The sequence below is a fragment of the Tenacibaculum sp. UWU-22 genome, assembly GCF_041021355.1.
In the GTDB taxonomy this organism is placed as follows: domain Bacteria; phylum Bacteroidota; class Bacteroidia; order Flavobacteriales; family Flavobacteriaceae; genus Polaribacter.
On the sequence record NZ_JBFNGP010000005.1, the window covers coordinates 203,604 to 230,262 of the forward strand.

Annotated in this window: 24 protein-coding genes; 1 reads left to right on the plus strand and 23 read right to left on the minus strand. The window is 32.0% G+C overall.

Annotated elements, in window-relative coordinates; all coding sequences use genetic code 11:
- Positions 1–101: 101 nt before the first annotated feature.
- Both AB2B44_RS09670 and AB2B44_RS09675 read right to left on the minus strand, forming a co-directional pair.
- Entirely contained in the window at positions 102–956 is an 855-nt protein-coding gene (locus AB2B44_RS09670; RefSeq protein ID WP_369049373.1) for a hypothetical protein, read from the minus strand.
- A gap of 330 nt (positions 957–1,286) precedes the next feature.
- Positions 1,287–2,210 carry a ClpXP adapter SpxH family protein gene (locus tag AB2B44_RS09675; protein ID WP_369049374.1) on the minus strand — a complete coding sequence of 308 codons (924 nt, stop codon included), beginning with the start codon at positions 2,208–2,210 and terminating at the stop codon, positions 1,287–1,289.
- A 262-nt stretch (positions 2,211–2,472) separates the two neighbouring features.
- Between AB2B44_RS09675 and AB2B44_RS09680 the strand changes: the two genes are divergently transcribed.
- Positions 2,473–2,790 (plus strand): winged helix-turn-helix transcriptional regulator, encoded by a 318-nt coding sequence (locus tag AB2B44_RS09680; RefSeq protein ID WP_369049375.1) that lies wholly within the window; start codon positions 2,473–2,475, stop codon positions 2,788–2,790.
- Positions 2,791–3,169: 379 nt separating this feature from the next.
- On the opposite strand, the gene AB2B44_RS09685 is transcribed toward AB2B44_RS09680, so the two are convergent.
- The 21 genes from AB2B44_RS09685 to AB2B44_RS09785 form a co-directional block, all read right to left on the minus strand.
- Positions 3,170–3,844, minus strand: a complete 675-nt coding sequence (locus tag AB2B44_RS09685) for a hypothetical protein (protein ID WP_369049402.1) — start codon at positions 3,842–3,844, stop codon at positions 3,170–3,172.
- A 178-nt stretch (positions 3,845–4,022) separates the two neighbouring features.
- The gene (locus AB2B44_RS09690) at positions 4,023–4,793 is read right to left on the minus strand and encodes a transglutaminase family protein (RefSeq protein WP_369049376.1); all 771 of its coding nucleotides are present in this window, start codon (positions 4,791–4,793) and stop codon (positions 4,023–4,025) included.
- Positions 4,794–4,852: 59 nt separating this feature from the next.
- Complete coding sequence (locus AB2B44_RS09695; protein ID WP_369049377.1) at positions 4,853–5,479, minus strand: helix-turn-helix domain-containing protein; 627 nt, start codon at positions 5,477–5,479, stop codon at positions 4,853–4,855.
- Positions 5,480–5,800: 321 nt separating this feature from the next.
- Complete coding sequence (locus tag AB2B44_RS09700; RefSeq protein ID WP_369049378.1) at positions 5,801–6,517, minus strand: DUF3667 domain-containing protein; 717 nt, start codon at positions 6,515–6,517, stop codon at positions 5,801–5,803.
- Positions 6,518–7,196: 679 nt separating this feature from the next.
- Entirely contained in the window at positions 7,197–7,799 is a 603-nt protein-coding gene (locus tag AB2B44_RS09705; RefSeq protein ID WP_369049379.1) for a hypothetical protein, read from the minus strand.
- A gap of 156 nt (positions 7,800–7,955) precedes the next feature.
- The gene (locus AB2B44_RS09710; RefSeq protein WP_369049380.1) at positions 7,956–8,438 is read right to left on the minus strand and encodes a hypothetical protein; all 483 of its coding nucleotides are present in this window, start codon (positions 8,436–8,438) and stop codon (positions 7,956–7,958) included.
- Positions 8,439–8,732: 294 nt separating this feature from the next.
- The gene (locus AB2B44_RS09715) at positions 8,733–9,527 is read right to left on the minus strand and encodes a cation transporter (protein ID WP_369049381.1); all 795 of its coding nucleotides are present in this window, start codon (positions 9,525–9,527) and stop codon (positions 8,733–8,735) included.
- A gap of 511 nt (positions 9,528–10,038) precedes the next feature.
- Positions 10,039–10,620: a GNAT family N-acetyltransferase gene (locus AB2B44_RS09720; protein ID WP_369049382.1), complete on the minus strand. Its 582-nt coding sequence runs from the start codon at positions 10,618–10,620 to the stop codon at positions 10,039–10,041.
- A 182-nt stretch (positions 10,621–10,802) separates the two neighbouring features.
- Positions 10,803–11,219: a hypothetical protein gene (locus tag AB2B44_RS09725; protein WP_369049383.1), complete on the minus strand. Its 417-nt coding sequence runs from the start codon at positions 11,217–11,219 to the stop codon at positions 10,803–10,805.
- Between the two features lie 568 nt (positions 11,220–11,787).
- Positions 11,788–12,213: a hypothetical protein gene (locus AB2B44_RS09730; RefSeq protein ID WP_369049384.1), complete on the minus strand. Its 426-nt coding sequence runs from the start codon at positions 12,211–12,213 to the stop codon at positions 11,788–11,790.
- 119 nt (positions 12,214–12,332) lie between these two features.
- Entirely contained in the window at positions 12,333–14,018 is a 1,686-nt protein-coding gene (locus AB2B44_RS09735) for an ATP-dependent endonuclease (RefSeq protein WP_369049385.1), read from the minus strand.
- A gap of 520 nt (positions 14,019–14,538) precedes the next feature.
- Positions 14,539–15,231, minus strand: a complete 693-nt coding sequence (locus AB2B44_RS09740; RefSeq protein ID WP_369049386.1) for a hypothetical protein — start codon at positions 15,229–15,231, stop codon at positions 14,539–14,541.
- Positions 15,232–15,257: 26 nt separating this feature from the next.
- Positions 15,258–17,999, minus strand: coding sequence for an SMEK domain-containing protein (locus AB2B44_RS09745; RefSeq protein WP_369049387.1), 2,742 nt, complete (start codon positions 17,997–17,999; stop codon positions 15,258–15,260).
- Between the two features lie 840 nt (positions 18,000–18,839).
- On the minus strand, positions 18,840–19,292 hold the full coding sequence (locus AB2B44_RS09750) for a pyridoxamine 5'-phosphate oxidase family protein (RefSeq protein ID WP_369049388.1): 453 nt from the start codon (positions 19,290–19,292) through the stop codon (positions 18,840–18,842).
- A 154-nt stretch (positions 19,293–19,446) separates the two neighbouring features.
- A complete protein-coding gene (locus AB2B44_RS09755) occupies positions 19,447–20,958 on the minus strand; it encodes a S41 family peptidase (protein WP_369049389.1) in 1,512 nt (503 codons plus the stop codon).
- Between the two features lie 67 nt (positions 20,959–21,025).
- Positions 21,026–21,796 (minus strand): AraC family transcriptional regulator, encoded by a 771-nt coding sequence (locus AB2B44_RS09760; RefSeq protein ID WP_369049390.1) that lies wholly within the window; start codon positions 21,794–21,796, stop codon positions 21,026–21,028.
- Between the two features lie 156 nt (positions 21,797–21,952).
- Positions 21,953–22,828, minus strand: a complete 876-nt coding sequence (locus AB2B44_RS09765; protein WP_369049391.1) for a hypothetical protein — start codon at positions 22,826–22,828, stop codon at positions 21,953–21,955.
- A 43-nt stretch (positions 22,829–22,871) separates the two neighbouring features.
- The gene (locus tag AB2B44_RS09770) at positions 22,872–23,876 is read right to left on the minus strand and encodes an NAD(P)-dependent alcohol dehydrogenase (protein ID WP_369049392.1); all 1,005 of its coding nucleotides are present in this window, start codon (positions 23,874–23,876) and stop codon (positions 22,872–22,874) included.
- A gap of 232 nt (positions 23,877–24,108) precedes the next feature.
- Positions 24,109–24,336: a hypothetical protein gene (locus AB2B44_RS09775; RefSeq protein WP_369049393.1), complete on the minus strand. Its 228-nt coding sequence runs from the start codon at positions 24,334–24,336 to the stop codon at positions 24,109–24,111.
- A gap of 196 nt (positions 24,337–24,532) precedes the next feature.
- On the minus strand, positions 24,533–25,282 hold the full coding sequence (locus tag AB2B44_RS09780) for a hypothetical protein (protein ID WP_369049394.1): 750 nt from the start codon (positions 25,280–25,282) through the stop codon (positions 24,533–24,535).
- Between the two features lie 164 nt (positions 25,283–25,446).
- Entirely contained in the window at positions 25,447–26,385 is a 939-nt protein-coding gene (locus tag AB2B44_RS09785; protein ID WP_369049395.1) for a hypothetical protein, read from the minus strand.
- Between the last annotated feature and the right edge of the window lie 274 nt (positions 26,386–26,659).

A 26,659-nucleotide genomic window follows, 5' to 3' on the forward strand; every position in this document is an offset into this window, starting at 1 on the left:
ATTGCGAGGTTAAGATACAAAATTTACAAGTACACACCAAACTGAAAATTCGCAAGGATTTTCAGAAGTAGGGGAGAAGTAGCAATTACTTATAGCCATTGTTAGCGAGCGTATTTTTCTTTCATTTCTTGGCTAAATATAATCGATATGCCTTGGTTCATAATCTTTTTATGACTTAAAATCACAGTCCAATCGGGAATGTGTTTAGCAATTCGGACAGCTTCTTTTAAAAATCTATTCTTTTTAATTTTTATTATGTTGTTGTCAGAAATCAGATAAGTGTTTTCCCAATCAATTTTTTTTAGTTTACCATTTTTATCAGGTTCAATACTTACAAAGGCTTGGATAGTCTTATCCATTTTACCTAATTTACTCCAATTAACTTTGCTGTAAATATATTTGAGATATTCACTTGGGTCTAAACCCGAAAGTTTTGATTCTTTCAAAATTTGGTTTTTGTATCTCGATTTATTTACTAATGTTCCTTTTCTAAATTTGAGTATTAATTCATTTGGATAGATTGAGGTGTTCTTTAAATGGTTGGATTCGCAGATGATGCAATTACCCTCAAATATAATCAAAGAATCATTAAGCCAGTCAGCAATTAATGGAAACTTGTTGCCTTTAAATATTTTCGTTAAATCAAGTTTTGATTCTAAATCCGTGTAGGTTGTGATTTTGTTGAAATACAAATTTCCTTTCTCAATTTTCCATTCTGTCTTATAATTTTGAAAGAAAGGTGAAAATTCAATTATTGAGTCTTGACTTGCATTAAATTCATATTCTTGAATTTGTTTCGTAATCGATTGATTGATTCTTTCCCAATCAGTTCTCTTCTCTAATGGATTTGAATAAAGGTTCAATGTGTCTTTTTCTAAAACCAGAATATCCGAGTTTTGTCCCGATACTTTAACAATTGTTCCTAAAATTAATATGTATGCGAAAATTTTGTTCATATGCTCGCTAACAAAGCGCTAAAGGTAGTTCTGCTTTGAGAAAGTAAATATAATAAATTTGAATAATCAATACTAGAGATATATACTAGGGAGTTGATTGTTAATCACTAGTATTGAGTTGCCTTTGGCAACCGTTATTTGTCAAATTTATTATATTGGGAGTTTGAAAAGCAACGCAGATTAAAGTTCGCCTTTGGCGAATTGTTCACCAACGGTTGGTATAAGAATAGTAGCGGATTTATAGCTACTACCTTTCGGAAAGCAAGATACTTAATTAAACACAAAAACGGTTTAAGTGCAAACTTGAACCGTTATTGCTTATACACAATGTTAACGGCTGGTTTCTTTCAAGGTCCAAATTGCTCCGTTTTTTATATTCAGTTTTTCTAACTTGTCCTTGGCTGTCAATTCATTTAGTATTTGCTCACTTTCCTTTCTGCCTGTTTCAGTCAATTCTGAAAATTCTTTTGCAGTCAATGAATGATATTTTGAAAATACAGAACTCCAGGATTTATCATAAATTGTTTTAGTTGCAGATGGAAGTAATTTAATCAAAGTACTTTCAAATGTACTATAAGGTTTTGAGCCATAAACCACTTTTTTTTGACCAACTGTGTCTGTAAAAATCATAGTTGGAAAACCTCTTACACCAAGCTCTCTGCCCAATTTTAAATCTTCTTCAAAAAGTTCTTTTGCTTTTTCTTCATAATCAATTTTAAGTTTAACAATGTCAAGACCTACTTTTTTTCCTGCTAATTCTATATACTCCCATTTCGTAATATTCTTTTTTTGTAGAAAAACCATTTCTCGTATTTCACGAAGGAACAAGATTGCTTTTTCATTGTCCTGCATTTGAGCTGCCTTAAAAGCAATTGAAGGTGGATAAGACGAATGTAATGGGTCTTCTAACCAAACATTTCCGTCTATTGGCATATCGTAATAAATGCTTACTTCTTCCCAATGATGTGCTACGTCTGAAGGTTTGCTGATACCACCACTATTGTAACTCCAATCAGGAAGCAAACCACCCATTCTATATTCAATTTCAATATTTTCTCCATATTCCAATTTAAGTTTTCGTAGTTGTGGTTCAATACCCCAACAAGAGGAACAAATTGGGTCGGTGTAATAAATAATTTTTACGGGCCTTTGAGTTGCTTTTACTAAATTGCTGTCTCTTGCATTTGTTTTAGTAGTTGGTATTTCGCAAATACCACTATCAGGGTTGCACAATAGAGGATTGTTGTTTTCCATTTTGTTATTTGTTTGGGTCTGACAACCTACGTTGCTAGCATAATTAATATAGATACTAACTTGAGTATTCTTATTTTCACTTTTTGATTTATTGTTCCAAAGATAAAATATATCAATTACTCTTATTCTATGAGTTTCCTTTTAGAAAGTAGTTTCCTTTTGGAAACTACTAAAGATATTCATAATTTTGCGAGAAGAGAAAAAAGCGGCATAAATGAGAAAAAAAACAGAAATAAATACAACACCTGTCTGCCAAATTAGAATGCAAGCAATTAGCGATGCAATGAGTTTATTATCTGGAAAATGGAAGTTTCATATTCTTGGAACACTAATAGAGGGGAATAAATTAGGTTTTATGGATTTGTTACGAGAAATAGATGGAATTGGAACAAAAATGCTTTCAAAGGAACTTCAAGATTTAGAAATTAACAATTTGGTTAGTCGAACCGTAATGAACACGAAGCCAATAACTGTCGAATATTCAATAACAAAATATGGTAGAACGCTTTCTCCATTAATTGATGAATTGGCAAAATGGGGTGTTGAATACCGTAAGTCTGTGTTTGGCAAAAATGAATAACTGTTGGGTTCTATTTTTTAGAAAGTCAGTCGCTTGTTCTACTTGCCGCTAATAAAGCGTCAAATTACGTTTAGCATACGTTGTGAATAGTTTAGGCTCGATGCCCGCCAAAGGGGAGGTTTTTTTATATAAAAGGATGTCGTAATTTGGTTTAGCGCTTTGTTGGTGAACAATTCACTTTGAGATGTAGAGTTGCGCAAGCAACGCAGATTAAAGTTCGCCTTTGGCGAATTGTTTACCAACGTGTTAGTATAACCGTCAGTTACGGATTTAAATATACAAAATTTCAGTTTATATCAATCGTTAGCAATTCCGAGAGGATTCGGACGAAGTCGAATCCGCCGTAATTGCGGTTATACATTGTTAGCAATAGTTTTATTCAATAATATATTATCGTTTCAGATTTCGGAAATTTCAATTCGTTATTACCAGGGTAAAAACCATTCATTGTCGGCAGAGTTTCCAATTTTCTAATCATTTCTTTTTTCTCAAATTTTGAACTTTCATTCTCACAATCTTCGGTTTCTTTTTCGTAATTTATCTTGCCATTTGAGAGATTGTAGTCAAAATTGAAGAAATAATCACAAGGAGAACCAAAATTGACTGTTGCTCCGATTAATTGAAATTCTCCACTTTGAAATCTAAATCTATGAGTATAATTCCATTTTTGACGACTTCCTCCAAAATGATTAATTACAATACAATTTCTTTCAATTGAAATTCCTTTGAAAGGGTCGCCCATCATTCCTCCGTGTTGACTTGGTAAAATTGCTCCAACAGATTTTTTCCACAATTTCCATTTGTCATTAGTTTTTTTGTAAATGAATATTTGTCTTTCAGTTCCTAAATCAGTTTCCTTTTTTGTTTCGTAAACTATAACTTTTTCAGAAACTCCATCACTGTCTAAATCTCCTTCTGTTTCGTCAATAATTTTAAACGATTTTGGAGTTTGAATTATTTCAGTTTTTTTGTTTTCCTGACTTTTACAAGACATAAACGAAAAAATAAATAAAATTAAAATGTATGTAGATAATTGTTTTTTCATATTGTTCACCAACGGTCTCGGATATGAGTAGTGCGGACTTTAAAGCACTTCACTTTCGGTTAAACCCGAACCCAAGCGAGTTATTTTTATATTGGTTATAATTATCCAACTAATATACAAATTGCGAGCGACATAGAAAGACCTACCTTTGGATTTTCCCTTCAATCCACATTACTTATAGCCATTGTTACCTGCCGTTTCTTATCTTTTCAACATTTTTGTTCATTCTGTGTCTAACAATTTTTCTATAAACAAACCTTTTAAATACTCCTAATTTTTGTTGGTGTTTAGCGTAGAATTCATCAGGTGTGTCAAATAGTCCAAAATCTTGATTTATTCCTTTTTTCTGAATGAATGTATTGTTTAAATTCCACTCGATTGGTGGGTTTTCAAAATTGTCAGTATACGCTCCATAGCCACAAAATGTAGTTTTGCAATCATTGTTTTTTTCTTGTAATTTGGTTAAATATTTCTTGTCTAAAATCACTCCTTCAAGAAAATACCAGGTATCATTAAGGTACACTTCGACCCAACTGTGTAAAATATTTTTGGGAGATAGCTTATACCAAATTCCATTAATTGCACCTTTTTGTAATGCCTTGTTTATTGTAAAACCGTGAATTCTATTAGGAACTCCAGTTGCTCGTAAAAGAGCCATAAGTAATGTTGCTTTTGTATTACATTGTCCGTAGCCGTCTTTTAAAACCTCTGCTGCAGGAATGTCATCAGAGATATTATATCCAAATTCAATATCATCTCTTACAAAATTGTAAATTGATTTAACTCTCTCAATTGTATCCAATTCCATCCAATTTTTATCTTTTATCAATGATTGAATTGAAGTGTCTGAATAATTTAGAATTTCTGTTTCTTTTAAGTAATTGTTCATTGATTTTAAGTTTGTTTGAGATAATGCGTTTAGTTGTGCTAACAACATAGCAATTAATATTTTTCTCATTTTTTTCTTTTGAAATACAAAGTTGAGAATTTGAACAGACTTAAAATTGTATGAACTGGCTATATTTTTGGAGTAAGAAATTTTGGTGTAACTCCAAAAGTTTCTTTAAAAGTTCGTGTATAGTGAGAACTATCAGAAAATCCGAAAGAATGAGCTGTTTCTGTAATAGAATGTTTGACTAAAAAGGGAAGGGATTGTATTAGTTTATTCCATAACTGATATCTTCTAAAAGTTAAATTAGTCTTTTCTTTGAATAAATGTAAAAAACGTGTTGGTGATAAAAAGCATTTTTCTGCAACCTCTTCAAGGCTTAATACTTTTTCAAAATTAACATCCATATATTTTATGGCATTAAAAACTCTTTCATCATCCATATGATTTTCGGATTTGCAAGCACATTGATATTCCTCTAAAATCAATTTAATTTTTTTACATAAAACATTAAAATCAATTTTGGAATTTTCAAATTGACCTAGAGTCTCTATTATTTTATTAGATAAATTATTTTCAAGTTTTACAAAGTTGGACTTTCCAAATTGTAAATAAAATGCGTGTCCTTTAGGACTTAATGGATTTATAAGAATTGTCAGTTGATTTGCCTTGCTAACCAAACAATGCTCAACTTTTGAATTGATAAAAAAAGATTTTCCAGATAGCTTTTTCTCATTTTTTATAGAAAGTTCCATTTTAGACTTTGTCGAAACACTTATTTGTAAAGCGTAATGTTTATGATAAATGTTGTCAGTCAGTTTACCTACAAACAATCCAAAATTTTTGTCGAAATGAAACATATTATCTTTTTATACAGAGTGTTTTTCAAATGGCAGGGGTAACAAAGCGCTAAAGGTAGTTCTGCTTTGAGAAAGTAAATATAATAAATTTGAATAATCAATACTAGTGATATATACTAGGGTGTTGATAGTTAATCACTAGTATATGAAGCGTAGCATGTCGATAGGCGGCTATGATTTCATATACCGTGTTATCTGCTTTTTCATTTTTTTAAACTATATTTTTTGTAGATAATCGATACATAATCCTAAAATTATTGCCCCAATAAAGAAAGTTAACATACCCAAAAGATAAGCTGTAAATCCTTTTAAATAGTTTGTTTTTTTACTTTTATCAAAAAATTGTCCAATTGCCCAAGAGGTATAAATCAATGCAACTATTCCGCCTATATGTAATACTCGACTCTTAGTTGTGCTTTCTATAATTCCAAAAACCGTATAAATCAACATTCCAATTCCTATTACGAAGCACAATAAGATTAGAATTTCAAAAAAATTGTAGTCATATTTTTTAAAGAATATTTTTATCCAACCTGCAATAAAAATTGCCATTAAAATGTTTGCATAACCATAATTACTCTGAATCCACCCAAGTATTTTTGTAATTGCTGATTCCTCGAATCCGTCAGCTTTCATATAACCGTCTTCAAAGAGAAGAAAGTGCTGTGCTATCATATAAATCAGGGAAGTTACAATGACAAAAATAATGGGTTTTACAAGTCTATTCCTGTCTTTATGAATAAAATTATGGACGCTTATCCCTGGTCTAATCAGCAGTTCTTTGATAGTGTAGAATATTCCTTTGTCAAAGTTTAAAACACTTCCAATTTCATTCAGTATGTATCGTCCATTAATCCTTGATAGTTTTATTGGAATCCCACAATTTGGACAATAATTTTGTTTTACCTCAGAGTCGCAATTGTTACAAGTCATCCCCTTTTTTGGTTTTTGATTTATTCACTACACTGTATATTATAATACCAAATAGAAAACCAATTATAATGGCATCAAGTATTTGGGTTGATTTCATTTGACTGGATTTATTTCTCTTTTGATTGGTCAATTTATTTTCATTCATTATTACGTTTGACTTAATTTTTGATTTATCACAATTGCAGATAACAAAGCGCTAAAGGTAGTTCTGCTTTGAAAAGGTAAATATAATAAATTTGAATAATCAATACTAGTGATATGTACTAGGGAGTTGATTGTTAATCACTAGTATTGATTCGGCAATAGGTTGCCTTTGGCAACCGTTATTTGTCAAATTTATTATATTGGGAGTTTGAAAAGCAGTGCCAAATTACGTTTAGCATACGTTGTGAATAGTTTAGGCTCGATGCCCGCCAAAGGGGAGGTTTTTTTATATAAAAGGATGTCGTAATTTGGTTTAGCGCTTTGTTGGTGAACAATTCACTTTGAGATGTAGAGTTGCGCAAGCAACGCAGATCAAAGTTCGCCTTTGGCGAATTGTTCACCAACGGTTGGAGCTATGTGCTGTGCGACGATGTTTTCTTGTTATTCGATAAAATTACGAAAAAATTATATCACTAAATAACTTTCCAAAAATTCTGAAAAGAGCATTGCATATAGCTGTTGTTGTGTAGCGTTATTATGGCTTTAATTTTTCAATAGATTCATTGTAATCAATTATAAGCTCTTTCTCAAGTTGTAAATAATCACTTGTTAATAAATCCAACACCATCATCATATCTGATACTTTTGTGTTTGAATTGAAATTAACCGTTTTTTCAATTAAAGAACTACTTAATTCTGTTAAATATTTTTGTTGGTTATAAACTTTAGAAATTTCTTCCAATGATTCAAAACTATAATTCTCAATTATTCCACTTAATTTTAAATTATTAAAAGCAGTTTCACTTAGTTTGGGAATTTCTAAACCTTTCCAACCTTTAATTTTCATGGGATGGAAAGCTCCTTTTTCTAAAATATTCATTGATAATTTCTCACTTGGAAAATTACGTGAGATACTATCAATATTTTTTTTAATTAATTCATGATACTGAACCGTTTTCGATAATTCTTCTTTGTTTGTTTCAATCTCATTAATAATATAATGAATTGATTGCTGTTTTTTTAATTCGGTTTCTTCATTTTTCCTCCATTCACTAAGAATTAAGCCTAAAGCAACCCCAAAGGTTACAATAATAAATTCAAAAAAATATTTTAAAAAATTACGTTTAAGTTTATTCATTTTTTTATCCTAATGCTAACGTGTTAGTATAACACGTCAGTTACGGATTTAAATATACAAAATTTTAGTTTATACCAACCGTTAGCAATTCCGAGTGGATTCGGACGTAGTCGAATCCGCCGTAATTGCGGTTATACTGTGTTGGCAACTGGCTTTTTATTCTATATGATACCATTTATATTCGTTTCCGTTCCAAAATATAATTCCGCCACCGTGAGTTTCAGTCACACTCATATAAATTCCGTTTCCAATTAGCTTGAAATTTTGAGATTCGTCTGGTCCGAGTAAATCTCCTGTTTCTTCGTCAACTAATTCAGGTGCTACAGTTTCTCCTTTCGGAATGATTTTAAATATTTCAATCCACTTTAAGTCAGTCATATTGTCAATTTCTTTTCCTGCTCCGAAAACAAAACTTTCTTGATTTGCTGAATTATGAATTATTAAAACTCCAGTTTTTTGGTTGTTTTTATTTTTTACGATAGAGGCAAAGTCAGTTTTATTGTCGCCATTAAAATCTCCATTCAGATTTTTGTCAGCTACCAATTCCAAGGAATCAGGAATTTTAGTCAAATCAACTCTTCTTGTCGGTTCAACTTTTAATTCGGTTTTTTTATATTCTGATTCAACCTTTTTCCCCACTTGTTTTTTACAAGACGAAAAGCATAAAATCAGAACTAAAATTGTTATTGTGAATCTCATTTTTTCAGCTTGTTGGTGAACAATTCACTTTGAGATGTAGAGTTGCGCAAGCAACGCAGATCAAAGTTCGCCTTTGGCGAATTGTTCACCAACGTGTTAGTATAACCGTCAGTTACGGATTTAAATATACAAAATTTCAGTTTATACCAACCGTTAGCAATTCCGAGTGGATTCGGACGAAGTCGAATCCGCCGTAATTGCGGTTATACATTGTTGTGGTTAGTGTTTTTTTATTTATTTACTCAATTTTAAAATTCTAAAAGCTCCTTGAACTACCAAGACAAAAACGATTGTTCCTATAATCAAATCAGGTTTGCTTGAACTTAACCAATTTACGAAAAGTCCAGCTATTATTACTCCCAAATTTATAATCACATCATTCGATGTAAAAATCATACTTGCTTTCATATGAGCTTCTTCCTTGCTCTTTGACTTTTGTAAAATGTAAAGGCAAATTCCGTTTGCGACAAGTGCGAAAATAGAAACGATTATCATTGTTGAAAAATCGGGAATTTTCTCGTCTCCAAAAAATCTCCTTAAAACTTCAATAAATCCGATAATTGCAAGTGTTATTTGAAAATATCCAGCAAGTTTAGCAATCCGTTTTTTTCTTGTTAAAGTTCCTCCAACTGCAAAAAGACTGATTCCGTAAACAAAACTATCGGCAAGCATATCCAAACTGTCAGCAACTAACCCCATTGATTTTGAGATTATTCCAGTTGTCATTTCGATCAGGAAAAAGACGAAATTTATTCCGAGTACTGTCCATAGTAGCTTTTTCTGGTTAGAGGTTTCGTTAAATTCCGTTTGGTCGGTTTGTTCGGACGAAATTTTCTTTCCACCTAAATTCAGTTCAAGAATGGACTTTTCGATTTGGTCAATTTCTCCGTTGTGAAAAACGGTTAGTTTTCGGTTGGGAATGTCAAAGTCCAAATTCGCAATACTTGAGATTTCGTCCAATTTCATTCGGATTAGATTTTCTTCCGAAGGACAGTCCATTTTGGTAATCTCAAATATCGTTTTGTTCATTCACTTTTTCGGTTTTTCGACATTAACCACAACAAAGCGCTAAACGTAGTTCTGCTTTGAAAAGGTAAATATAATAAATTTGAATAATCAATACTAGTGATATGTACTAGGGAGTTGATTGTTAATCACTAGTATTGATTCGGCAATAGGTTGCCTTTGGCAACCGTTATTTGTCAAATTTATTATATTGGGAGTTTGAAAAGCAGTGCCAAATTACGTTTAGCATACGTTGTGAATAGTTTAGGCTCGATGCCCGCCAAAGGGGAGGTTTTTTTATATAAAAGGATGTCGTAATTTGGTTTAGCGCTTTGTTGGTGAACAATTCACTTTGAGATGTAGAGTTGCGCAAGCAACGCAGATCAAAGTTCGCCTTTGGCGAATTGTTCACCAACGGATTTGGCTATATGTAGTGCGGATTTACGAAGCCGAAACTTTCGACTAAGATACAAAATTTCGTAAAAAGCATGACCTTTGATTTTATGACTTCAGCCCGTATTACTTATAGCCCTTGTTAGCGGTAGGCTTTATTAAAACATTCTTTATTCCATTCAGATTTACTAATTCTAAAAATATTTACTTTATTGTTGTTATAAATAGTCGTTTTATCGAGTTTCATTCCGTTTTTTCTAGCTACTTTTTCAGATTCCTTGTTGTCAATGTGTATTATTGAAATTAAAGAGTCCGTTAAGTTGTTCTCAAAAGCATAGTTTCTACACTTCTGAGCTGCTTCAATTGCATAACCTTTTCCTCTTTGCTTTGGCATTAAAGAATAACCTATCTCTAGCTCTTCAATTCCATCAACAGTATGAATGAGAAGTCCAGATTGTCCAATAAATTGGTGGTTGTTTTTTTCAATCAATACATTCATTCCTCCTAAGTTATTTTTGTATCTATTAAAAACCCTATCGAACCAGATTTTGCATTTTTCATCAGGAGAATCTTTATCTGTCAACCATATATATTTTAATGAAGTATTATCCTCACAGAATTTTAACCATTCATTAAAATCCGTTTGTTCAAGTTGCCTAAACGATAATCTTTCGGAACTTTGTCCGAATAAAAGCAATTTTGTATTGTCTTTAATTAATTCCATTTACGACTGCTTTTCTATGCTTACCGCTAACGGTCTCGTATAACCGTCAGTTACGGATTTAAATATACAAAATTTCAGTTTATGCCAGCCGTTAGCAATTCCGAGTGGATTCGGACGAAGTCGAGTCCGCCGTAATTGCGGTTATACATTGTTACCTGCTGGCTTTTATTCAATCCGCTCATTTAAGTAGTCATTAGCAATATCAATATCGTTGTTATTATTCCAAGTGTTGTTGTAAATCTGCCCATTTTTTTGGATTTCGTCCAACCTGACATTGAAATTATAACAAGTAAAGATATAATACCGATAAAAAATGCAATCACTCCAACTGCTCTAGGAAGCATTAAATCATTATCAGTTACTTTAAAAGGATATCCAACTGTTGTTTTCATTAATAAATTAGTCATAGCAAAAATGGTAATCAAAAAGAAACTAGATGCTAAAGTCGAGACAGTCATAATTGATTTTGACAATTTTGTGTTCAAATCTGAAACTAAAAAATTTGCAATTATCGCAATCGAAAAACCTCCTAATAACGAGCTAATCATAATTACTTGTTCAGCGAGTTTATTCCAATATTCAAATGTAATTTCTGTCATATAATCTATTATTCAGTTCGTTTATTAATATTTTTATTATTGTCTTTCAGTGACTTTTTTCAGCTTGCAGGTAACAAAGCGCTAAACGTAGTTCTGCTTTGAAAAGGTAAATATAATAAATTTGAATAATCAATACTAGTGATATGTACTAGGGAGTTGATAGTTAATCACTAGTATTGATTCGGCAATAGGTTGCCTTTGGCAACCGTTATTTGTCAAATTTATTATATTGGGAGTTTGAAAAGTAGAGCCAAATTACGTTTAGCATACGTTGTGAATAGTTTAGGCTCGATGCCCGCCAAAGGGGAGGTTTTTTTATATAAAAGGATGTCGTAATTTGGTTTAGCGCTTTGTTGGTGAACAATTCACTTTGAGATGTAGAGTTGCGCAAGCAACGCAGATCAAAGTTCGCCTTTGGCGAATTGTTCACCAACGGTTGAGCTATGGTTTCGTTGCGTGGAAATCCGTAAGGATTTTCCAACGTAAACCGAAGATAGCAAATTTGCGAGGACTTTCCTCTCGGAAAGTCAGAAGCAATGAACTATAGCCGTTGTTGTGTGTAGTTTTTTTACTTAATTTTTGTAAATCCGCTTCCAATTCCGTCGTGATTATTATCGGAAATATCAAGTTTATTAGTTTCATAAGTCTTAATGATTCCTCGATTAACAATTCCAGTATATTGTTGATTTTCTGGGAATTGAATAAATCTTTCCATTTCCCCTGAATAAATGGATTTTTTTAAGGTCAGTACATAAGTCCCACTTGATATTTCGTTACTATTTTCTGTAATTGAGAAGTTATAATTGCTGTTTAAAGTCAGATGTATAGTTTTTCCAGTTGATTCTGGTGTTTCTTCAAAATATATTAGTCCTCCAGAGGTTCCAGTCCAATTCCAAACGCCAACTAAATCAGAATTGCTAATTTCAGTTTCATCGTCAGAACTACAAGAAATTATTCCTAAAGTCAGAATGAAAAGATAAATCAGTTTTTTCATATTTCTATTTATTTACTTGATGTTCAAATTATAGTTTGGTTGCTTTAAATTACACCCAACGGTTTGTGTATGGTGCGTATCCCGCAGGGTATGCACTATACACCTTGTTGTGTGTAGTTTTATTTTGGTATTCCTTTTTTATTCGGGTTATCAATCCAATCTTTTACTGTTCCGATAAAATCCCAAACATCTCCGGCTGAAGGTTTCAAATAATTTGCGTCTTCAGGATTAGCTCCCATTTTTTCAAAAATATCTATCAACCACTTTGAACCATGACCTGTTGCTCTCAAATTGGTTAACCACGATTCTAATTCACCATTTCGAATGACAAAGACACCATATTCTTCTAATTGATTGAAAAGGTTATTACATGCCTCTTTATTTGGCTCATCAAGAATCTCAACTCCTCCATCTCTTTTCATATTTTGCCCTGAAGCATCAAAAGCTGTTTTCATAGTTTGCCTTTGATTGTGTAGTGCTTGATGACTGGGTTCTGGTATAAATGCTCCAATTAAAGGTTTAGAAAAAACTTGACCACCTTCTTTCAATACATCTATATCAACTATTCCAACTGCTGGAATTCCTAACTCTCTTAATGGGTGGACTATATCCCATACTGTTTGTTTATTTTGGGCATTAATGAATAGACAGTTAACTATTCCTCTTCGGTCAGACTCCGCCAATAATCTTTCATTTACTTCATTATAGAACGCTCGGTCTGAATCAGCTTCCGTTACGATTACAGATTCGTAAAACAATCCATTAAGCACGCCTGTAGACCTTAAGAGAGGATTTCTCATAAGATTTAGAATCTTTTCCTTTGGTAAGATTCGAGAGGTCGCCAAATTATTTTTATAAGTAAGTCTTATGATATTTAATGGAGAACCTGACTGTATGCAACCCATTAAAAAATGAGAACTGTGAGTTGATACAAAAAGCCTTTTTTTAGTTGCTCGCAATGATTTACCTATCTCATTACCTAACTTATTTGATAATGAAGGATGAAGAAATGCTTCTGGCTCATCAATTAATGTGATTTTTGGATCACCTGCTAAAATGGTAGTAATAATTCCTGAAAATGCTTTTACTCCATCACTTGCAGATTTGATCTCTATTGCATCTTTATGAAAGTTGATTGATTCTGTTTCCCATCCTTTTTCCTCTCTTTCTGAGGAAGGAGCTCTATCAGATAATCTAACACGTAGCTTGCCAATATTCGTTGGATCGACTACATAATATTTGCCAAATGCCTCATGAATAATTCTTCTAACTTCTTCCCTTAATGAGTTGTTTATAAACAGATGTGCTAAATGATTAGCTGGTGTCTGTTGAAGATCTCCTGCATTTTGTTCGTTCAATAAGGTCAAACGATTAGTACCATCCAAACGCATGGTGTACATATTTAGAAATGCTTGATAATGGCCTTGTCGAGTGTTGGGATTTTGAGCCTCAGTTATAAGACCTTGTCGATTCACCTGTTGTCTTATTGCTCCATTATTTTGAGGGTTGATTTTTGAAAGAATAACATGACCTGGATGCACATTTTCACCAAGATTAGGGACTGTTTCAATTCGAGTTATCTCTTCCTCAATTTCTTGTTGCGTAAAGGGTTCAAACATTAAATTATCAAGTACAAGATCATTTGCCTGTCCATGAGTTCTTCTGCTGAAATTTTCTATTTCTATTAAAACACGACTTTTTCCAGAGTTATTTGGTCCGACAAAAATGGTTATTGGAGTTAACCTAAAGTCAAGATTCGGTTGACCTTGGGAAGACCCTGATTTAAGTTTAATTTTTTCAATCATGTTTTACTTCTATTACACACAACAAAGCGCTAAACGTAGTTCTGCTTTGAAAAGGTAAATATAATAAATTTGAATAATCAATACTAGTGATATGTACTAGGGAGTTGATAGTTAATCACTAGTATTGATTCGGCAATAGGTTGCCTTTGGCAACCGTTATTTGTCAAATTTATTATATTGGGAGTTTGAAAAGTAGAGCCAAATTACGTTTAGCATACGTTGTGAATAGTTTAGGCTCGATGCCCGCCAAAGGGGGAGGGTTTTTTATATAAAAGGATGTCGTAATTTGGTTTAGCGCTTTGTTGGTGAACAATTCACTTTGAGATGCAGAGTTGCGCAAGCAACGCAGATCAAAGTTCGCCTTTGGCGAATTGTTCACCAACGGTAACGTATAAGAATAGTAGCCGACTGCGTGGCACTTTTCTGTCAAGTTACAAGAAAGTTGAAGCGGGCTATAACCCTTGAATTTACTAATGTTTCGGCTATTATTTTTATACATTGTTATGGGCTGCCTTTTTCTTTATTTCAATTCTCTTAGTATAATTTTCCCTTTGTCTTTCGCAATTTTTTCGAGGTCAGGAATGAGTTTAACTTTATAAATATCATCCCTTTTTCTTTGTGCTATTTTTTTAATGATTATACTTCTCGCTTTGAATAATAATTCATCTCCATAAATATCAAATTTTGTCAATGCAAGTTCGCACAAACCTGACAAGGTCTTTACAATATCCTCATTTCTGATTGCATCAATAAAATTGTCAGTGTTTAGTTTTAAAAATATTGTGAGTTTATCATCAAGTTCATTTTTATACATACTTGAGATACGTCTCAAAAATTGGAATAGTGGGGAAATTTCAAAGTTTTTATGTTTGTCAGATTTTAGCTTGTTTAGCAAGTCATTTTTGCAATGGTGTTCTATTATATCTTTGCTTATAAATGAACCAAAATAATAACCTTTAAAAAAATCACTAATATTAACTCTACTGTAACGCCTATAGTCTCTGCTGTAATTTGTTAGGTATTCATTTAGAATTGAATAAATTTTTTCATTGCAATTTAGATTCTCATTTTTATAAACTTTGTTTTTCAGTTTATACAAATCTTCCAAGGCTTGACTAAAATTAAGTTCAGGGTTTAATAAAGCACGAACTAATATTGTTTTATTAATCTGTTTAAACTTTTCTATTGTTTTGACTTTATCGATTGAAGACATAACTCTGAACAGGTCTTCCGCATAAGTTATTTTATTGTTATTGAATCAACGAATTCTGAATCCAAGTCATTAATGTTCAAAAATTTAGGATTACTTAAAGCTTCAAGCTTATTAGGCAGGTTCCTAATAATTTTTGTTATTGAGTTTGAAAGAGTTTGGCTCAGATTAAGCTCTTCTAAATCCAAATATTTTTCTGCAAACTCTGCAAATATTAATAGATAGTTTAAGTTGGTTTCTGTTTCTATTTTCTGTGCAAAGCTTTTTGTTGCCACTATTGAACCTATTAACTCAAAGAATGATTTTTCATCTTCAAAAAGTTTTCTTAATTCTAATGCCCTTGCAGTGAAATTTGAGATACTTGTTTCATTTGAAAACTTGTTATAAACAACTTTGTTTTTGAGGTCTATTGTTAATTGTTTCTTTACGAAATTAGAGTCAATTTTAGATAAATCGGATAGTGCTTTTGAATATTCTGATAGGTTAGCACCATTTAGCTTGATTTTGAAAAGAGAGTCATTTAATGCTTTCTGAAAAAGAACCCAAGATTTATTTGTGCCAATTGAAATGTCAATCCTGTTGATTTCTCTCAACGATTTTACAAACTGGTCAATCTTTAATGATTTTGCTTTGTTGTATTGTTTATCCCAATTTATGTTTCTCATTAAGCCAATCAGTAACTTTTTCGCTACAGTTGAAGTATTTAACTCTGAAAGGCAATTGGTAACATTTGATAGACGGGGTAAATCTGTTATCATTTTTAACCATTCAGCGAAATCATAGGAATGAAGAATACGAAGTATTGTTTCTGACTCACGCCTTTTTTTGCTGATTCTTAATGTTAACTCCACGATTGAACTAGTATTTGCTATTTCGTTCTTTCTCAGTGAAACTAAAATGCTAGATTCATTCAATTCAATATTCAAGATGTTACTCAATTGAAGAAGCCTTGAATAGGCTATGTAATGTTCTTCAACGTACAGGCTAAGTTTATTTGATTTGAAGAATGTCAGGAAAGATTTGTAATACTCTTCTAAATAATTTGTTTCAACACGTTCGGAATGAAAAAAGACAATATTCAAAATGTTTATTATCCAATAGCTTTTATTTGTCTTATTTGATAGCTCACCTAAAAAAACTTCTTTTGTAGTTTCATCATTTAATAAACTGCCAATAATTTCTTTTTCTTCCGTTTTTTGAAACTTGGCTAATAAGAACAATAAACCAATATTGTTTTCATCATAATCAAAGCTTTGGATATAGTTTAATACTAATTCCGTTTTTTTGTCAATGCTAATACCATTTTCAATATAATCGTATGAGTCAAATATTAATTGAGCATATTCTTTATGTGGGAAAAAGCAAAAATCACTTTTAAAGTATTGTAAGATAATTCCTTTTTCTCGCAGTAGAGAGTTTTCATCGTAGGCATTTCTCAATGGAACGAAAGAAAAATCATTTCTAAAAAGCAAACAGTAAGTTAACAAAGCCTCACTCTTAAAAAGGTTTAGCTTATGCTCTTTAAAGAATTGGTGCAATATTTTCTTAGAATCTATCTTATCAAAAGTAAGGGGTGCAGAATGTGAGTTTTTTTGTTCCCACATTCGTAAAGCAATATTTAGTTTTAATAAATTTCTATTAATGTTTTTAAGAACTTGTTTAAAATCTCCTTTTCGCCACTGAAGCTGACTTCCTTTTTCGATTAACGATTTTGTTTTCTTCCAAATTATGCCAGATACTTTTTCTTCAAAACTTTCATTTGAGTCAATTCTAAAGAAAGGGATACCGTCAATTAATCTATAAATATTTTCTGTGTCAAAATCATCAAATGTATTGTAGTAACGTGAGAGGTATAGAACTTTTATCCATTTATGATTTGATATTCTATCACGTAAATAACGAAAAATTTCAATATTGTCGTGAATATTATCAATAATCACAAGCGAGTAATTATGTGAGATTTGAATCAATTCTTCTGCTAAATCTTTTTCTGTAATCGTTGGGTTGGAGAGATTAAGATAAAATGTCTTTCTATTGTTGATTTTTTGAATTATAGAATATGCAAAAGTTGTTTTCCCGCTACAAGGGTTGCCCAAAATACAGTACTCTTTTAATTTTCCTTTGCTAAATTGAAATGAAAGGGTATTTATTGTTTGGTACTCTTTTTTACTATAATAAATTGATGATTCAAGATTGAAAAAATTGTCATTTACAATCTTCTCACCTTTTTCTATTTGCTTGAAAAGTGCAAGTTTTGAAAGTCCATAATATTCTGTAGAAACTTCTTGTTTTAAAAGCTCATCAAATTTTACTCTCTCTTCTATCGGACGTTTATTGACATCTCCTATAAGTCTTCTTATAGTTTTAATATAAACTTTTAGACCATCTTTCTCTAAGTACAGTTTCGAGGTGTCAATGTTCTTTTTTATATATGGAGTTTCAGAGATAAATAAAATCCAAAGCGTTTTAACGCCTTGTTCTTTCCATTCAGAAATTGTGTCTGTTGTTGTTTTGTCTATTTTCCCCTTTTCGTTTGATTTTTGAGCTGTAACCTGTACACCAAGTCCTTTTTTACGGTCGATTAGGTCAATAGCAATTGTATTAATCTTATCGTATGCAAGGTTTTCAAGATTGGGTAATTTATATGCAGCACTTAAAACTCGAAGAAAAAAGTCTTCAGTCTTGGTTGTTCTAAAGTTACCAAGTTCAATATCCTTTTCAATTCGCTGTACATAAGAGGAAAGGTTATGTTCAATTTCAAGTTCTTTCATTCAGTTTATTTGTACTGTCGGTTTTTTAAGGTTGCCCATAACAAAGCGCTAAACGTAGTTCTGCTTTGAAAAGGTAAATATAATAAATTTGAATAATCAATACTAGTGATATGTACTAGGGAGTTGATAGTTAATCACTAGTATTGATTCGGCAATAGGTTGCCTTTGGCAACCGTTATTTGTCAAATTTATTATATTGGGAGTTTGAAAAGTAGAGCCAAATTACGTTTAGCATACGTTGTGAATAGTTTAGGCTCGATGCCCGCCAAAGGGGAGTTTTTTTATATAAAAGGATGTCGTAATTTGGTTTAGCGCTTTGTTGGTGAACAATTCACTTTGAGATGCAGAGTTGCGCAAGCAACGCAGATCAAAGTTCGCCTTTGGCGAATTGTTCACCAACGTATTAGTATAACCGACAGTTACGGATTTAAATATACAAAATTTCAGTTTATGCCAGCCGTTAGCAATTCCGAGTGGATTCGGACGTAGTCGAATCCGCCGTAATTGCGGTTATACTGTGTTGTACGTAGGCTTTTATTCATTAATTTTTTTCGTGTTCAATTATTGTTACGTAATGTTCAACTATCGGAAATGGGTCATAATAATGATGTAATAATTTTTTCCATTTTAAATATTGAGTCGATTGCCTAAAATCAATAGTGTGATTTTCTAGTTTTTCCCAATTGACTAGTAAAAAATATTGATTGTCTTGTTCTATACATTTTTTAAGTGAATGGTTTAAATAATCCTTTATAGAACTGATGAATTATCCAGCTTTTTCAAATAGCTTTTCTTGTCCTTTTTTCACTTTCAATATTGCTACTTCTAAAATCATAATTATTAAATTCCATATGTTTTTTTCGCACTTTCAATTTGTTCCGATTCCGTTGTTTCAGGATATAGAATATATTTCGGAGCAATTATTGGCTTAATTTGTTCCACTTTAATTTCTGTTATTGTCAAAAAAGGAAAATTTCCACAAGTCATTTTAGTCAATATGTTTTCCATTTCCAAGAATTCAGAGTCTGCTTTTCCTATAATTTTAGCTCTTCCTTTTATTTGGAATCCTTTTTGCACAAAAATGTCTATGAAACTGATACAAACATTGGGATTCTGCTTTATATTTTCAACGGTTTGAGGTGAAGCGATATTAGCGACGATTATTTTGTCCTTTCCGTAATAATTGAAAATTTCTTTTGGAGAAACATTCGGTATATTTTCAGTCGATACTGTCGCAAGCCAACAGAGAACGCTTTTGTTTATATTTTCCTTTATTTCTGTTGTTAGCTCCATGTTTTCTAGCTTACGTACAACGGTCTCGTGTATGAAAAGTAGCGGATTTTCACGCGCTAATTTTTCAATTTATTACTGATGATAAATTTATGGAAATTCTTTGAATTAAGCATTTAGGCCGCTATTTTTTATATACGTTGTTAGGCAACGTTTTTTATTCCGTGGCGTTTCTTTTTATCAAGTCAAGAGCAAAGTCCATTTGAGTGTCTTTGTTATTGATAAAGTCTTCAATTGTTTGCTTTACAATAAAATCTGGTATAACGCCTCTGCCAAAAGGCTGTGTATCTTTTTTCTTCACATCTTGTGTTAAGTTTACAATGGAAAAGTCGGTTGTAAAATTAGATTTTGGCAATTTATATTCTACAGGAAAAGAACCGTTATGACCATAATAGCCACCGCTTGTTTCCTCGCCAATAACAATAGCATTCGTGTTTGAAGCCACCATTGAGGCAAAAAGAGAAGCGGCTGAAGCAACAAATGGACTTGTTAGTAGATATACCTGACCTTTAAACCTGTTCCTGTTTGGTTGATATGTTTTTATATCTCTATAATACCTCCTATTGTTTTTTATAATTGGCAATTCTTTTTTCATCATTTTTTTAAGTTTTCCTTTTGCGAAAGGTTTTAAATAAAAAGGGATGTTTATTTGAAAGTATTTCCAATAAGGTATGGACTGCGTAAACCCTATCCAAGCAGTTCGGATTTCTTTTTGTGGTGAGTTTACCAAATAGGATAACGTAACCATATCATTGGGTTTGTCTCCTCCACCATTGTTCCTAATATCTACAATCAGGTTTTCAAACTTATTTTGGTTTAAATCAACAAAAACTGAATCCAAAAAATGTTTGTATTTTAAGTGACTTTTCTCGCTACCACTACCAAGACTGAAACTGTTTATTGTTAAAATTGCAGTTTTTGAATCTATTTTTTCTAGCGAATAGTAGTCGTTTTTTTCAACATCATCGTATATCTTATTATCTAATTTTTGGGAATGCCTGTTTGAAAAGTTTTCGTAATATTTTTTGTAGCTGGCACTACTTAAAGTAATACTTTGGTTTTGTTTAAGTTTTGGGTTTTTGTACACAACCTTAAATTCATCTTCTAAACCAAAATTGTAACGATAGTATTTACTTAAATGTTTATCGATTCCAATTTTTTTTCCAGTTGTGTTAAATCCGTCTGTTGTATAATATTTGCCAAGTTCTCTTAACAATTGTTCTTTGTTATGACTGTTTATAGAAATAATTTCTGAACCTAATGGAATATCCATGTTTTCAATATTTATAAAGAATTTCCCTTCAATAATTTTTAACGGAAGCGGAAAATATCCTTTTGGTTCATTTTTTATAGATTTCCAAAGTTTGTTGGGCCAGTATGTGCCATTGTGAACACTACCTTCATAATCTGTCAAAGTTGTTAGTAAATTATAAAAATCTCGATACGATTTTAAATGCGGTATTTCATTATAAGCCCACGCATAAGTGCTATCAATCTGTTTTTTAGTATGGTATGTGTAAAGTCCAGAATTTACGGTTTCCCTAATTTTTATAAATGTTTTTAAATCTTTCCGCATTTTCTTTTGCGAAAAAGTATCGTCTATGGATTGTGCAAATATGACGTTGGAAAGTATAGAAAAGAGTAATAGTAAATAAGTCGTTTTTTTCATTCGGAATTAAAATTTTTCCAAATGTAGGCTTATCTAAAAACAAGTACTTGTATAATCTTGGCAATTACTAAATTACGATAAGATTTGCTTGATATTTTTTTGGCGAGATACCAATATAGCGTTTAAAGGTTTTGGAAAAATGAGCCATATCTGTAAAACTATACCAATAAGCTAGTTCGGTAAGTTCTGAATTTCGGTCGATACGTGTTTTACAGGAAAATATTTTCTTCATCAAAATATAGTTCATCGGTGTCATTCCAGTTGCAGCCTTAAATTTTTTGACAAACCCATATTTGTTGATGTTCGCCATTTTTGAAAGCTCCTCAAGACAAAATTTATCACCAATGTTGTTATCTATGTAGCTGTTGATTTCGCTAAAATCGTTAAGATTTTGTTTAGCGTATTCCGTTTCGTTTTCTTGTGAGTGGAATTTTAGTGTGTTTATAAATTGTTTTAGAAAAAATTCAATGCTTTTGGGATTCTTTGTGTCCATAGCATTTTTGAGTTTCACGAATAATTGGTTTGTTTTTGCGCTATTGATTTTTCGGTTTAAAAATGTGATGTTTTTTCCGTTGAGCAGGTATTTCATCAAGTCGTTTGATAGATAGATAGTGTCAAAACTCAAACAAGTATTTTTGTCTATCAAAGGGTTGGAATGTATTTCATAAGGGTTGGTAATCGAAATACTTCCTTTTTCGCTAAAGAGGCTTTGGCTGTCAAACTCGATTTTTTCAATTCCATTGTGTATTAGCGAGATGCAAAACGTTTCGTGAAAATGTTTTGGAAAATCGGTCGTTTGGTTTTCTATATTTATATATTCTAAATTATCGAATAACATTCTTTTTTGTTCGGTTTTTTTTTCAAATGTTGCCTAACGTATTCGGCTATGAGTAGTTGCGTGGTTTTGCATTAAACTTTGCAAGTACACACCAAACTGAAAATCCGCGAGGATTTTCAGAAATAGGGGAGAAGTAGCAATTACTTATAGCCATTGTTAGCTACCGTATTTTTCTTTCAATTCCAATTTTTCTATTCGAGAACGAATTGCTCCGTTATTTCTCCCAAAAAATTTACTCAATTCTTTCACTGTCTTACCTTCACAAAAAAGAACTTCAAGTTTTTCGTCATCTTCAACACTCCATTTAGAATAAGCATTTGGGTGTTTAATTCTCTTTTCAGCAACAGAATAGCTTTTCTCTTTTAACCCTAAATGCTCCTTGTAAATTTTATCGATAAATTCAAAGCCCTTTTGAGTAAAACTAATCGGAATTTTATAGCATTTACCTATTCCTTTTCTAAAATGAGTCTCCAAACTACTAGATAGAAGCTCTTTAATTGAAAAGAAATAAATATTCTCTGATACTGGTTTGTCATTTACATTTTCATAAACAGCAATTAAAATTGGCGTATTCGTGAAGCTCATCATATTCAAGTGTTTAATAGCGTCCTCACATTTAAAATCAAAATAGTGGTTTCCATTGGTTTTTTTGAAGCCTCTACATTTGATGTCAATTTCTATATTGGCATAATTTCTAATTAGAAAATCACCTCGTTTTATGGATTTTTTTTCAGCATTTGAGGTGTAAAGTTTGAAACTATTCTGGTCTTGATTTAACTCCTCCAAAATAAAACCATTTTCTATCGCTTGTTCTTTAAATAGTTCCTGAGCCTGAATTCCTGCTCTGAACCAACCTTTTGAAAAATGTTCATATTTTTTCGAATCGGATATTTTTATTGGTTTCCAATGTTCCTCGCCTTGGTAAATTATAGAGTCTTTAGTTATGAAGTCAATGAATGCAAGCTCTTCAAAAGATTCCACATAATCCTTTTTTAAAATTCCATTTTCGATATTTACAATGTGAAATCCCATTTAGTTGTTCATATGGTAGCTAACGTTTTGGCTAAACTGCGTATTAATGCTGTTTAGGTTTTGTTGTACTCTCGTTATTAATTAGCCTGATCAAAACGTTTCCCGTTTTTTCTCCTTTAATTACATACTTGTAAGCCTCCGATATTTCAGACAGACTATATTCTTTGTCAATCACCGGCTCAAATTTTCCCAGCTCCAAATGTTTAATGATATAAGGAATCGTTTCCCTTGTTTTGTAAGGAATAGGAAAGATCACTTTCTTACTTGATATTGGGTTCATTAGAGGGTAGAACACATTTTGAGCATATGGACCTGGTTCAGAAGAAATGTAAACGCCATTTTTCTTTAAAATTGATTTACACTTTCCGTATGTGCTTTTACCGACTGCATCAAAGATAAAATCAAATTTCCCTCCCTTTTTAGTGAAGTCTTCTTTGGTATAATCATGGACTTCATCAGCCCCCAAGCTTTTTATTAGATTAATATTCTTGGTGTTGGCCGTAGCGGTGATTTTGACATCAAATTGCCTTACTAATTGCAATAGGACAGAGCCAATGGCTCCTGTAGCTCCGTTGATCAAAATGTGCTGTCCTGACCTGATGTCTACCTTATGAACGAAAGAGTAGGCGTAATGTGCTCCTTCGAGACTTGCAGCAGCCTGTTTGAAGTTAATATCTGTCGGGATATTGAAAATATGCTCTTCCGAGATGGTCAAATATTCCGCTTGCGATTCAACTCCTGTATCATTAAAACCAAATACCATATCTCCAATGCCAAAAGTTGTAACTTCATTGCCAACTGATATTATTTCTCCTGCAAAATCGGTTCCGACAATAACTTTTCTAGGTTTGAACAATCCTAGAACAAACCGCATTATAAATGGTTTCGCTGTAAGGTTAGCACAATCTGTTCTATTGACGGTTGTAGCATAAACCCTAATTAAGACTTCATTGTCCTTTGGGATTGGTTTGTCAGTCTGCTCTATTCTAAGTTGACTTGGCGAACAATAATTTCTTCGTACGGCTGCTTTCATTTTGTCATTGTTCATTTTCTAACGTGTTAGTATAACCGTCAGTTACGGATTTAAATATACGAAATTTCAGTTTATACCAGCCGTTAGCAATTCCGAGTGGATTCGGACGAAGTCGAATCCGCCGTAATTGCGGTTATACATTGTTAGAAAATGTACTTTTATTAATTCCATCACTCCGTATTTGTTTACATTTTAGAAATATCAGTCCATTTATTCTTACCAATAACTCAGTTCAATATCGAGCGATTTAATTTTCCAAGTCCAACTTATTCCGTTCTTTCTCCTTTTTCTCATCTGCTTGTCTTTTCATATGACCAAGAGCCCAAACTAAAAGTCCTACAGAACCAACTAACATATATTCTCCCATAATTTTTGGCATTGGATTGCTTTCCCACTTATCGTTGAGAATCATGAAAGCAAATCCGATAATGATAAGGATAAATCCAATTCTTTCCGCCCAATTTGTATTTTTCATAATTGTTGATTTTAGTTAGTTTTTCAAAATTCAATTCCCAGTTTGGTCAGTATATTTGCTAACGTGTTAGTATAACCGTCAGTTACGGATTTAAATATACGAAATTTCAGTTTATACCAGCCGTTAGCAATTCCGAGTGGATTCGGACGAAGTCGAATCCGCCGTAATTGCGGTTATACATTGTTGTAAACAGTTTTTAATCAAGCGCATCTATTGTTTTAATTATACTTACAGCACTAATTACACTTATAACACACAATTCCGCAAAATGTTTTTCCGCATTTAGTTTATGTGTTGTTGAATTCATTAAATCAATCGAATCCCTTACAAACTCCATTGAAGATTGAGCCACTTTTCTCAATTCTTTGTTTTTCTTTCCTTTTAGTTCACAAGAGATGTATGTATTTAATTGATTCTTAAATTTTCCATTATTTAACTCAATAGTTGGGTCATTAGATTTGTGTAAATCAGCGTTAAAAACTGCTCTAGCCAATTTATCCATTAATGTTCTCGATGTATTTCCGATACTTTGATAATCAATAGAGTCTGAACTTCTTTCCATTATCTCTATAAGTTTCTGTTGATTTGAATTTATCTCTTCCCATTTTGTGTAAATTGGTTTTACTTCAGATGATAAAAGTTCAAGTTTGTCATAATCTGGAAATAATTTGAGGTCAGGAATTAATAATTCCGCTGAGTCATTTATTCTTTTTTTAATTATTGATTCAATATTCTTTTTTGTTGAGTAATATTTTGAATATATATCAGGGGTTAAATATATTTTGAGATTATAAGCATTTGGAAATTCCTTGTTATTCCAATGCTGTTCGAAATCGAAGAAAGAATGGTTTATTAATTCAATCATATAATTTTCAGATTTCTGTTTAGCAATCTGTTTCAGTACGTATTTGATTTTAGGAATTAATAATGGTGCTTCTTCTTTCATTTAATGGCGTTGCTCTAAATTGTTTACAACGGTATTGGCTATGAGTAGTTGCGAGGTTAAGATACAAAATTTTACAAGTACAGACCAAACTGAAAATCCGAGAGGGTTTTCAGAATAGGCGAGTAGAAGCAATTACTTATAGCTATTGTTGTAAATAGTACGTTTTATTGTTTAGGTTTAGGTTTATATTTATCTTCAATATCGTTCATTTTTTGTTTCATTTTCCATTTCTTTTCGTAAAGGTCAACTTGCTTTTCTAATGGCAACTTAAATTTAAAATAGACTTCTTCACCACTTTGGCTCAATGCAGAAACCATTTTATGTCTGTCTGTTTTATCTCCAATAGTATTATAATAGCCTATAACTCTAGGAGTGATTTGCAAATCATCTTTTTCAGAAGTGTAGACTAATGCTCTAATGGAAGAAATAGCCATCATTGCATTTTGTATTGAAGTTGGATTAATTTCGCTAGGAAGAGGTAATGAAACAGATTTTCCACTTATACCCATTGACTGAATAATCAAGTTTCCTTTTACATTTTTTGAGTTGAAACTTCCAGAAATTCCAAAGATGCCATTCACATTAATACCAGTACTATCAGCTACAAAAGTTGCTTTTAATCTTAATCCAATCCCTGTGTAAATTGGAATTGAGTGCGTTTCACCCATATTTGAAAAATCTTCATTGTCGGAGTAAGCTCTTTCTAAATCAATAAATTCAATTCTACTCTTATCATCAGCACCTTTGTATTCAACTAAATCTTTGGAAATAGTTGTATACTTTATCCAGTCAAGAATTACTGTATATTTTTCACCTTTTATAGTTCCTCCTATTGGACCAAATGTAATAGTTCCATTTGCATTATATTTTCCTGTTGCTACCAATATTGTTTCGTCAGCAAGTGAATTTAAATAATCAGAATTTTCAGGTTCAAAATTCCCATCATAAGTGTCAACAATTACGGGCATTGGATCAATTGGAACATATCCAAAATTTTTCAAGCTTGTATATGATGCTGAATTATTTGAAGCTACATTATGCTTTTTTGAAGCACAACCTATCGTAGTTACAATAGTCAAAATAAGAATTATTGCTTTTTTCATAGTCAGTTGGTTTTGTATTATTTACAACGTGTTAGTATAACCGTCAGTTACGGATTTAAATATACAAAATTTCAGTTTATGCCAATCGTTAGCAATTCCGAGTGGATTCGGACGTAGTCGAATCCGCCGTAATTGCGGTTATACCGCGTTGTGGGGTCGTTTTTTTAATTGCGTTCAAATATTAAATTTGGCCCGTCAACATAAGATTGCCCTAAAGTCATTTTTCCATTAGTCAAACCGTAAGTCCATTTTGAGATATTTATTTTCACTAATA

Excerpts from the sequence above, each read along its gene's own strand:
- AB2B44_RS09670 (WP_369049373.1), bottom strand. The coding sequence starts at position 956 with ATGAACAAAATTTTCGCATACATATTAATTTTAGGAACAATTGTTAAA.
- AB2B44_RS09675 (WP_369049374.1), bottom strand. The coding sequence starts at position 2,210 with ATGGAAAACAACAATCCTCTATTGTGCAACCCTGATAGTGGTATTTGC.
- AB2B44_RS09680 (WP_369049375.1), top strand. The coding sequence starts at position 2,473 with ATGCAAGCAATTAGCGATGCAATGAGTTTATTATCTGGAAAATGGAAG.
- AB2B44_RS09690 (WP_369049376.1), bottom strand. The coding sequence starts at position 4,793 with ATGAGAAAAATATTAATTGCTATGTTGTTAGCACAACTAAACGCATTA.
- AB2B44_RS09695 (WP_369049377.1), bottom strand. The coding sequence starts at position 5,479 with ATGGAACTTTCTATAAAAAATGAGAAAAAGCTATCTGGAAAATCTTTT.
- AB2B44_RS09700 (WP_369049378.1), bottom strand. The coding sequence starts at position 6,517 with ATGACTTGTAACAATTGCGACTCTGAGGTAAAACAAAATTATTGTCCA.
- AB2B44_RS09705 (WP_369049379.1), bottom strand. The coding sequence starts at position 7,799 with ATGAATAAACTTAAACGTAATTTTTTAAAATATTTTTTTGAATTTATT.
- AB2B44_RS09715 (WP_369049381.1), bottom strand. The coding sequence starts at position 9,527 with ATGAACAAAACGATATTTGAGATTACCAAAATGGACTGTCCTTCGGAA.
- AB2B44_RS09720 (WP_369049382.1), bottom strand. The coding sequence starts at position 10,620 with ATGGAATTAATTAAAGACAATACAAAATTGCTTTTATTCGGACAAAGT.
- AB2B44_RS09725 (WP_369049383.1), bottom strand. The coding sequence starts at position 11,219 with ATGACAGAAATTACATTTGAATATTGGAATAAACTCGCTGAACAAGTA.
- AB2B44_RS09730 (WP_369049384.1), bottom strand. The coding sequence starts at position 12,213 with ATGAAAAAACTGATTTATCTTTTCATTCTGACTTTAGGAATAATTTCT.
- AB2B44_RS09735 (WP_369049385.1), bottom strand. The coding sequence starts at position 14,018 with ATGATTGAAAAAATTAAACTTAAATCAGGGTCTTCCCAAGGTCAACCG.
- AB2B44_RS09740 (WP_369049386.1), bottom strand. The coding sequence starts at position 15,231 with ATGTCTTCAATCGATAAAGTCAAAACAATAGAAAAGTTTAAACAGATT.
- AB2B44_RS09745 (WP_369049387.1), bottom strand. The coding sequence starts at position 17,999 with ATGAAAGAACTTGAAATTGAACATAACCTTTCCTCTTATGTACAGCGA.
- AB2B44_RS09750 (WP_369049388.1), bottom strand. The coding sequence starts at position 19,292 with ATGGAGCTAACAACAGAAATAAAGGAAAATATAAACAAAAGCGTTCTC.
- AB2B44_RS09755 (WP_369049389.1), bottom strand. The coding sequence starts at position 20,958 with ATGAAAAAAACGACTTATTTACTATTACTCTTTTCTATACTTTCCAAC.
- AB2B44_RS09760 (WP_369049390.1), bottom strand. The coding sequence starts at position 21,796 with ATGTTATTCGATAATTTAGAATATATAAATATAGAAAACCAAACGACC.
- AB2B44_RS09765 (WP_369049391.1), bottom strand. The coding sequence starts at position 22,828 with ATGGGATTTCACATTGTAAATATCGAAAATGGAATTTTAAAAAAGGAT.
- AB2B44_RS09770 (WP_369049392.1), bottom strand. The coding sequence starts at position 23,876 with ATGAACAATGACAAAATGAAAGCAGCCGTACGAAGAAATTATTGTTCG.
- AB2B44_RS09775 (WP_369049393.1), bottom strand. The coding sequence starts at position 24,336 with ATGAAAAATACAAATTGGGCGGAAAGAATTGGATTTATCCTTATCATT.
- AB2B44_RS09780 (WP_369049394.1), bottom strand. The coding sequence starts at position 25,282 with ATGAAAGAAGAAGCACCATTATTAATTCCTAAAATCAAATACGTACTG.
- AB2B44_RS09785 (WP_369049395.1), bottom strand. The coding sequence starts at position 26,385 with ATGAAAAAAGCAATAATTCTTATTTTGACTATTGTAACTACGATAGGT.